At 69.8% G+C, this 587-nt stretch carries 1 protein-coding gene; it reads right to left on the bottom strand.

The features are described 5' to 3' along the window. Positions 1 to 587, bottom strand: a 587-nt coding sequence (locus tag EIP75_RS23885) for a transglutaminase-like domain-containing protein (protein WP_148100988.1), incomplete at both ends; no start/stop codon positions are given.

Genomic DNA, 587 nt, shown 5'->3' with positions numbered 1-587 from the left:
GCATTGCGCTGGCCTTGCGGGCTGGGATGCTGCGTGGCGCTGCCCTGCTTGGCCCCCCGGCTGGGCAGCCAGTTCACGTAGGCCTGCACCCAGGCGTGCTCCATGCGGATCTTGCTGATCCGGCCGCCCTCGATCAACCCCCGGTTGGCGATGCCGCCCTGCCCCAGCAGCTGCTGCGCGGCCTCCGGCTTGCTCACCCCGCCCACCCAGTTCATCACCTGCTCGGCCGGCAGCTCGATCGTGCCGAACTGGTAGCGCGCCGGGATCTTCGCCGCACGAAGCAGCGCGATCTCCAGGCTGGCGATGTCGATCGCATTGCCCCGCTTCTTGTCCAGCGTGTCCTGCGCGCTCTGGATGGCGCCCCAGGTCGGCACCCACTCCACGTTGTTGCGCACCCAGTTCTGGATGTTCACCGGGTTGTTGCCCAGCTCCAGCGCCTTGGCCTTGATGGCCGCCGTGCGCTGCGTCTCGGGCGTCTCGGCCAGGTCGGCCGCCGTGGGCGCCACGCCGGGTTCCGGCGGCGTCACGAACTCCAGCCCTTCCAGGCTGTTGCCCACCTGCGTCAGGCGCGTGCCCTTGTTGGCGTA

Source organism: Aquabacterium soli, assembly GCF_003933735.1.
GTDB classification, from domain to species: domain Bacteria; phylum Pseudomonadota; class Gammaproteobacteria; order Burkholderiales; family Burkholderiaceae_C; genus Aquabacterium; species Aquabacterium soli.
The sequence above is the reverse complement of the archived record's forward strand: the minus strand, read 5'-3'. Positions and strand labels throughout refer to the sequence as shown.